The 6220-nt window shown below is 69.2% G+C and carries 6 protein-coding genes; 2 read left to right on the plus strand and 4 right to left on the minus strand.

Annotation, left to right across the window (positions count from 1 at the left end):
- Positions 1 to 124: 124 nt before the first annotated feature.
- Positions 125 to 484 carry a hypothetical protein gene (locus tag AB0F10_RS43425; protein WP_360639891.1) on the minus strand — a complete coding sequence of 120 codons (360 nt, stop codon included), beginning with the start codon at positions 482 to 484 and terminating at the stop codon, positions 125 to 127.
- Positions 485 to 855: 371 nt separating this feature from the next.
- Here AB0F10_RS43425 and AB0F10_RS43430 point away from each other — a divergent pair, with 371 nt between their 5' ends.
- Together AB0F10_RS43430 and AB0F10_RS43435 are read left to right on the plus strand one after the other, a co-directional pair.
- Entirely contained in the window at positions 856 to 1593 is a 738-nt protein-coding gene (locus AB0F10_RS43430; RefSeq protein WP_360639894.1) for a type 1 glutamine amidotransferase domain-containing protein, read from the plus strand.
- A gap of 110 nt (positions 1594 to 1703) precedes the next feature.
- Positions 1704 to 2009 (plus strand): antibiotic biosynthesis monooxygenase, encoded by a 306-nt coding sequence (locus tag AB0F10_RS43435; protein ID WP_360639897.1) that lies wholly within the window; start codon positions 1704 to 1706, stop codon positions 2007 to 2009.
- Between the two features lie 54 nt (positions 2010 to 2063).
- Here AB0F10_RS43435 and AB0F10_RS43440 read toward each other — a convergent pair whose 3' ends face one another.
- From AB0F10_RS43440 to AB0F10_RS43450, 3 genes are all read right to left on the minus strand, one after another.
- Positions 2064 to 2738, minus strand: coding sequence for a TMEM175 family protein (locus AB0F10_RS43440; RefSeq protein ID WP_360639899.1), 675 nt, complete (start codon positions 2736 to 2738; stop codon positions 2064 to 2066).
- A gap of 28 nt (positions 2739 to 2766) precedes the next feature.
- On the minus strand, positions 2767 to 5097 hold the full coding sequence (locus AB0F10_RS43445) for a CDGSH iron-sulfur domain-containing protein (RefSeq protein ID WP_360639902.1): 2331 nt from the start codon (positions 5095 to 5097) through the stop codon (positions 2767 to 2769).
- A gap of 229 nt (positions 5098 to 5326) precedes the next feature.
- Complete coding sequence (locus tag AB0F10_RS43450) at positions 5327 to 5965, minus strand: XdhC family protein (RefSeq protein ID WP_360639905.1); 639 nt, start codon at positions 5963 to 5965, stop codon at positions 5327 to 5329.
- Between the last annotated feature and the right edge of the window lie 255 nt (positions 5966 to 6220).

Raw genomic sequence — 6220 nt, forward strand, 5'->3', positions numbered from 1 at the left:
GTCAGACCCGGCCCCGGACGGGGCCGGGTCTGACTCATGGCAGCGCCCGGCGGAGGATGCACGAGATGGGGCGGCACCGCGTCATCCGCGGTGCCGCCCCATCCTGTCGTGCCGGGCTGCAGGGTCAGGATTCGAGCGGGCGGTCGATGAAGGCGGCCGTCTGGCGCTTCACCAGGCCGTCCTCGAAATAGATCGTGCCGACCGCCCAGACCAGCTTGCCGTTGAGTCGCTCGCTGGCCTGGTACATCAGGACGTCCTCGGTGATCTTCACCCCGGCGACGTCACCGACCTCGGGGTTCTCCTTCAGGTAGCCGTCGAACATGGTCTTGATCGCGTCGCGGCCGTAGGCGACGAAGTCGAAGCGCACGAAGACGGCGTCCGGCGCGTAGCGCAGCGACAGTGTCGCGGTGTCGCCGGCCTCCAGCAGTTGCACCTGCGTGCTGAGGAAGTCCGCCGCGATGGCGGTGCCATTGTCAGTGGTCATTTCCAGTCTCCTGTTCCTAGCGTGACGCGGCAGGGAGGAGCCGTCCCGGATAGTGGACGAGAAATGCGCCGAATACCGCATCGGTCGGGGTTTTAATCGTATCGTCCGGACGACTCCGGGCCCTGGCCGCGGCGGTGATCCAGCAACATATCGTCAGGTTCCGGCCGGGGTTGCCCGGGAAGTCACGGGCTATTTCGGCGTACCGGACCGTCGCTATTTCCCCGGACTAGTGAACGGTACTACGTGGGTTTGCGCCTTGACGGCGGTGATGGTGGCTGGAATATGCTTCCGGTAAGCCATCAGGCGACCGGCCGGCGGGCCGGAACCGGCAATTCTTTTCGGCCGCTCGATGCGGCGAAAGGGCGTGTGAAATGGCACGAATTCTTATCATGATGACGAAGTCGGCCAAGTTGGGGCTGCTCGACGGGCAGGACCACCCGTCGGGTTTCTGGGCCGAGGAGTTCGTCGTTCCCTACGAGCGGTTCATCGCGGCGGGCCACACCGTCGACCTCGCGACGATCGGTGGCACGCCGCCGACACCCGATCAGGGCAGCCTCTCCCCGACCACCATCGGCTACACCCGCCCGGCCGGCTCGCCCGACCACGACGCGGAGAACGCGGCGCACTACCGCGAGGTGATCGACTCGCTCGAGCTGCTCCGCAAGCCGATGAACCTCGACGAAATCGAGCGCGACGACATCGCCGGCTACGACGGGATCTACATCAGCGGCGGCCACGGCGCCATGGACGACCTGCCCAACGACCCGCACGTCACCCGGGTCGTCAACTGGATCCTGGAGCTCGACAAGCCCCTCGCCGTGGTCTGTCACGGACAGTCCGCGCTGCTCGGTCTCCGCGACGGTCACAGCCGCTGGCCGCTCGAGGGATACCGTATGACCGCGTTCTCGCACGACGAGGAAATGGTCACCGACATGGCCGGCAAGCTTCCATTCGTGCTGCAGGTGGAGCTGGAGCGGCTCGGGTCGAAGTATGAAAAGTCACCCGACATCTGGGGCTCCTGCGTGGTCGAGGACCGTAAACTCATCACCGGTCAGAATCCCTACTCGTCGACGGCGCTGGCGGAGAGGTTCCTCACCAAGCTTTCGTGATCTTCGCCGGGTCGCGGAATGAGCGGATCTCTTACACGGGCGGGTAGCCGGCCACGGCTGCCCGTTTCGTTGTCGCCCGGCGCCGGAATTACCGGATCGGAGATTTCCAGATGATCGTCGAGTACATCCGCTACCGCGTTCCCGGCCCCGACGGTGACAGGCTCGTCGAGGCCTATGAGAAGGCCGCGGATCCGCTGCTCTCCTCGGGGCACTGCCTCAACTACGAGGTGAGCAGGTGCGTGGACGAGCCGGAGGTGCTGGTGGTGCGGATCGAGTGGGACTCCGCGGACGGGCACCTCAAGGGTTTCCGCGCGGGGCCGCAGTTCCCGGCCTTCTTCGCGTTGATCCGCCCGTTCGTGCAGATGATCGAGGAGATGCGCCACTACGAGGTGCAGACCGCCCGCTCGGCCTCCTGACAGCACGACGAAGCCTCCGGCCGCCCTGGACCGGAGGCTTCGTCGCGCGAGGGGTCAGGCGGTCTCGGTGGCCTTCTCGCCGGCGGCCTGAGTGGGGATCTCGCCGGCCGCGTCGTCGCCGGCCTCGGTGGTGCCACGCACCGCAAGCTGGTCGAAGCAGTAGTAGAGCGCGATGACGAGGTGGGCGAGCAGGGTCGCGATGCCGCTGACGAAGGCGAGCCCGACGGTGGCGAGGTAGATGAGAATGCCCAGGCCGAACCTCCGCGAGGTGCCGCGGGCCGCCTCGAGGTCGACGTGGCCGTGCAGCAGGTTCGGGTGGGTGATCACCCAGCGCCACAACGCGATGAAGCACAGCGACATCGCCACCATCATGCCGCTGTAGAGGGCCGCGGCGATGTGCGAGTCATCCTCCTCGGTCAGGTGCTCCGCGAACAGCGCCGTCGGGAACGGAATCGCCGCCACTACCAGCATCAGCAGCAGGTTGAGGAAGAGCAGTCCCCGGTCGACCCCGGATATCAGCGAGAACATGGCGTGGTGGTTGACCCAGATGATGCCGATGACCAGGAAGCTGACCAGGTAGGCCAGATAGGACGGCCAGTGATGCAGCAGCGCCTCGCCGAGCGGCTTTCCCGCCTCGCCGGGCGGGAGTTTGAGGTCCAGCGCCAGCAGCGTGATGGCGATGGCCAGGATTCCGTCAGTGAACGCCTCCAGACGTCCCTTGTCGTTCACCGTGAATGTCTCCTCGTACGCGTGGTGGTCAAGATGGTTTTCCTTCTTCAATCCAGCGGCTGAACACGGCGGTCTGGGCCGCCGGCCAGGTCGAGTCGCACGGCATGGTGCCCTCGTTGACGCGATGCAGGATCGAGTCGGCGTGCGTGCTGACGTCCGCGTGGTCCCAGAGGTCGAACGCCCACCTCATCGAGTTGCGGTCCTGGGCGCGGAACAGCTGCTTGATGTGCCGTTCGAAGGAGAGCGGCTCGTCGGCGCCGGGCAGGACGACGGCGTCCTCCTCAACGACCGGGGCCAGGGCGGAGATCCGGGCCGACGGGGTGGCGTCGCACACCCACCACCAGCGGGGGACCTTCATGCCCTCGGGCGGGCGGGCGTCGGTCTGGCTGTTCTCCACCGCGATGCGGGTGCCCCACTCGAGATAGGCGGTGAACGCCGCGCGGAACTCCGCGTCGTTGGGCAGGCCCGCGTCGTCGGCGGCCTGGCCCATCAGCGCCGCCCACCGGCGGCGCTGCGGCTCGGTCAGGCGCTTGCCGATGTGCTCCGAGATCATGTGGGTGTATCCGCCGTAGCGCTCGGTGTAGTGCGACGGGCCGCCGAACACCTCGGCGAGCCAGGTCGCCACCCGCTCCGGATGGTCCGGCCGCATGTCCGCGAACAGCCGGGTCAGCAGCTCGTCCTGGGGGACGTACTTGCCGTAGAAGATCCGGGTCATCCGGCGCAGCGCGGGCAGGCCGCCGGCCCACTCGAACAGCGTCGGATCCTGGTCCGGGGAGCGGACCGGATCATGGAAGTCGGCGTACCAGTGCATGCCGCTGCAGAACGGCTTGTTCTGCGACCGGCCGCACCGGCAGAGGCTGTAGTGCTCGAGGGAGGCGCCCTGGTTGCGGGCGACCGGCTTGCCGTCGCGCTCGGTGAGCGGGATCGAGCCGGTTACCCGGTAGGGCCCGTCCCGGGAGACCTCGATGTTCGCCGGGCGCTGCTGGTCGACGACGTCGTGGCTCTCCTCGTCGCCGCCGAGCGCCATGCTGAGGGCACCGGAGGGGCAGGCCCGGACGGCCTGGGTGATCTCGTCGAGGCGGCCGCCGCTGGGCAGCACGAAGGGATCCTCGCCGAGCCGGAACACGCTGGACAGCCGGTCGGTGCAGAAGCCCGAGTGGGCGCAGGTGCCGCGGTTGTCGAGGATGGTCGCCTGCAGGCCGGGGTACGAGTCGCGGCGGTCGGGCACCCGGGCGGGGTCCTTGCCGTCGGTGAAGCCGGTGCGCGCGTGCGCCCCGTCGCAGAACGGCTTGGACGCCGAGGCGCCACATCGGCAGAGCGCGAGCTGTGGCGGCATGGGCTCGTCCACGCCGAGCCAGTCGGTCAGCTCGTCCACGTTGCTGACCAGGTAGGGGCCGTTGGCGCAGGGCTCGATGGCGGTCGGCACGCCCGGCTGCATCCGGCGCAGCTCACGGATCCGGTCGGCGCGGGTGAGCGGCCCCTGCTCCGGCGCGAGACGGCAGGCCAGGTCCTGCAACCCGGCGATCACCTCGATCATCTCGGCCGGCCCGCCGGCCGGCGGGCGCATGTCGGTGGCCAGCACCGCCAGATGCCACAGCGTCTCGTCGACGGGTGTCTCGGCGAGCGGGCCCTCGGTGCGCCGGTAGCGGTGGGCGCTGCCGGCGGTGGGCGGCTCCGGCAGCGCCAGCACCTCGCTGAGCGGGCGCAGCACCGAGTGGATCATGCGGTCCGTCACGGCGGCGAGTTCGGCGGTGCCGTCGCCGGCCCGGTCGGCGCGGGCGAGCCGGCTCAGCAGCACCTGGGTCAGCTCCCAGGTGTCGGCGGCGAGGTGGCCCAGGGCGGTCTCCGGCCGCGCGGGCAGCCGGGGTTCCCGGGCCGGGTCGAACGCCGTGCCGTCCGGGCTGGCCAGGACGGCGTGATACTCCACGTCGACCGAGGCGATCGGGGAGCCCGGGCCGTCCAGGCCGGCCAGGAGCCCGAATGCGTCGGAATTCGTCGTCGACGGATTTCCTGTATCTGTTTCGGATTCGTCGGCGAGTAGCCGGTCGAGCAATTCTACGGTGAATTTGGTGGCCCGCGGTTCCCAGGGAATTAACGCGTCCGAAACAAAGTCGCCGGTGGATATCGTGAGGCTTCGATAGTAATTTGCCAGGTGCTGCACCGCGGCGGTCCGCAGCTGCGCTTTCCATCCCCGCACCACGGCCAGCTGGGCGGTGGTGAGCGCGGTGCCGGCCGTGGTGGTGCGCAGCATCGCGGCGGCGGTCCAGCAGGTCAGTGCCGCGTCGGCGGCCTCGCTCAGGTCCTGTTCCAGGGTGCTGTCGGTGCTGGTCAGACCACCCTCAGGCGATTCCTCGGTCATTGTCATCCCCCTAGGTGGAGATGGTCCCCGGGTGTTCCGGGACGCGGCAGAAACTGTCGGCTATGGATCGTAGGAACACTGCGACCCTAGCAGATTGTCGGCGCTCGGCGACGCGCTGTGAACGCCGCCGATACTGAATGGACGTTTGTCGAGACAGGCGCACTTCGGCTGTCGGAAACACGACAACCCGACCGCCGCCGGGTCTGCGGAGGTCAGGGAGTCGTGCTGTTCAGGAATGGCTCGACATCACCGGTCCGGCGTCCGATGTGGAACCCGTCGCCGTCCGGCCGGGGTCCTGCGGCGCCGTGCGGTGAATGGCGCCGCGCATCGTGCTGAGGCGGCGGGCGCTGCCACCGCGCACCGCCGCGATCAGCTCGGCGCCGATGCTCACCGCGGTCTCCGCCGAGTCCGTCGCGCCCAGATCGAGGCCGATCGGTGCGGCCATCCGGTTCAGCAGCACCGGATCGGCGCCCTCGGCGAGCAGATCCTTCCGCAACTGCTCCTGCGACCGGCGCGACCCCATCATCCCCAGGTATGCCAGCGGCACCTCCAGCGCCACCAGCAGGGCCGGTACGGCCGTGCGCGCCTCGTGCGTCAGCACGCAGACGGCGTCTCGGCCGCCCAGCAGCCCGGCCGCCGCCTGACCTCGCAGGTAGTCGTCCGGCCAGCCGACCACCACCTCGTGGGCGCCCGGGAAGCGCCTCGTGGTGGCGAACAGCGGCCGCGGGTCGCAGACGGTGACGTGACGACCCAGGAACCGGCCCAGCTCGGCCAGGGCCGCCGCGCCGTGCGCGCTGCCCAGGATCACCAGCCGCGGACTCGGCGCCCACGACGCGATGAAGAACTCCCGGCCGTCCACCGTCTCCATCGCGGAGGTTCCGGTCCGCAACAGCTCGCGGGCTCGGCGCGCCAGTGCGGTGCGCAGCGCGCCGGGGACCCCGGCGCCGGCGACCTTCCCGGGGGTGACCAGCAGATGCCGGCCGAGCAGCCGATCGGGCGCGTCGATGCAGGTCGCGAGCGAGACGGGGGCGCCAGCTGCAGGAAGTGGCCCGGCATCGCCTCGTGGACCGTCAGGTTGCGCATCATGTGATCGTTGTATTCGCGGTAGAACGACTCCACGCGC

This window comes from Actinoplanes sp. NPDC026623 (assembly GCF_040638275.1).
Classification (GTDB): domain Bacteria; phylum Actinomycetota; class Actinomycetes; order Mycobacteriales; family Micromonosporaceae; genus Actinoplanes.

Coding starts and splice junctions, on each gene's coding strand:
- AB0F10_RS43445 (WP_360639902.1), bottom strand. CDS start 5,097: ATGACCGAGGAATCGCCTGAGGGTGGTCTGACCAGCACCGACAGCACC.
- AB0F10_RS43450 (WP_360639905.1), bottom strand. CDS start 5,965: ATGGAGACGGTGGACGGCCGGGAGTTCTTCATCGCGTCGTGGGCGCCG.
- AB0F10_RS43435 (WP_360639897.1), top strand. CDS start 1,704: ATGATCGTCGAGTACATCCGCTACCGCGTTCCCGGCCCCGACGGTGAC.
- AB0F10_RS43430 (WP_360639894.1), top strand. CDS start 856: ATGGCACGAATTCTTATCATGATGACGAAGTCGGCCAAGTTGGGGCTG.
- AB0F10_RS43425 (WP_360639891.1), bottom strand. CDS start 484: ATGACCACTGACAATGGCACCGCCATCGCGGCGGACTTCCTCAGCACG.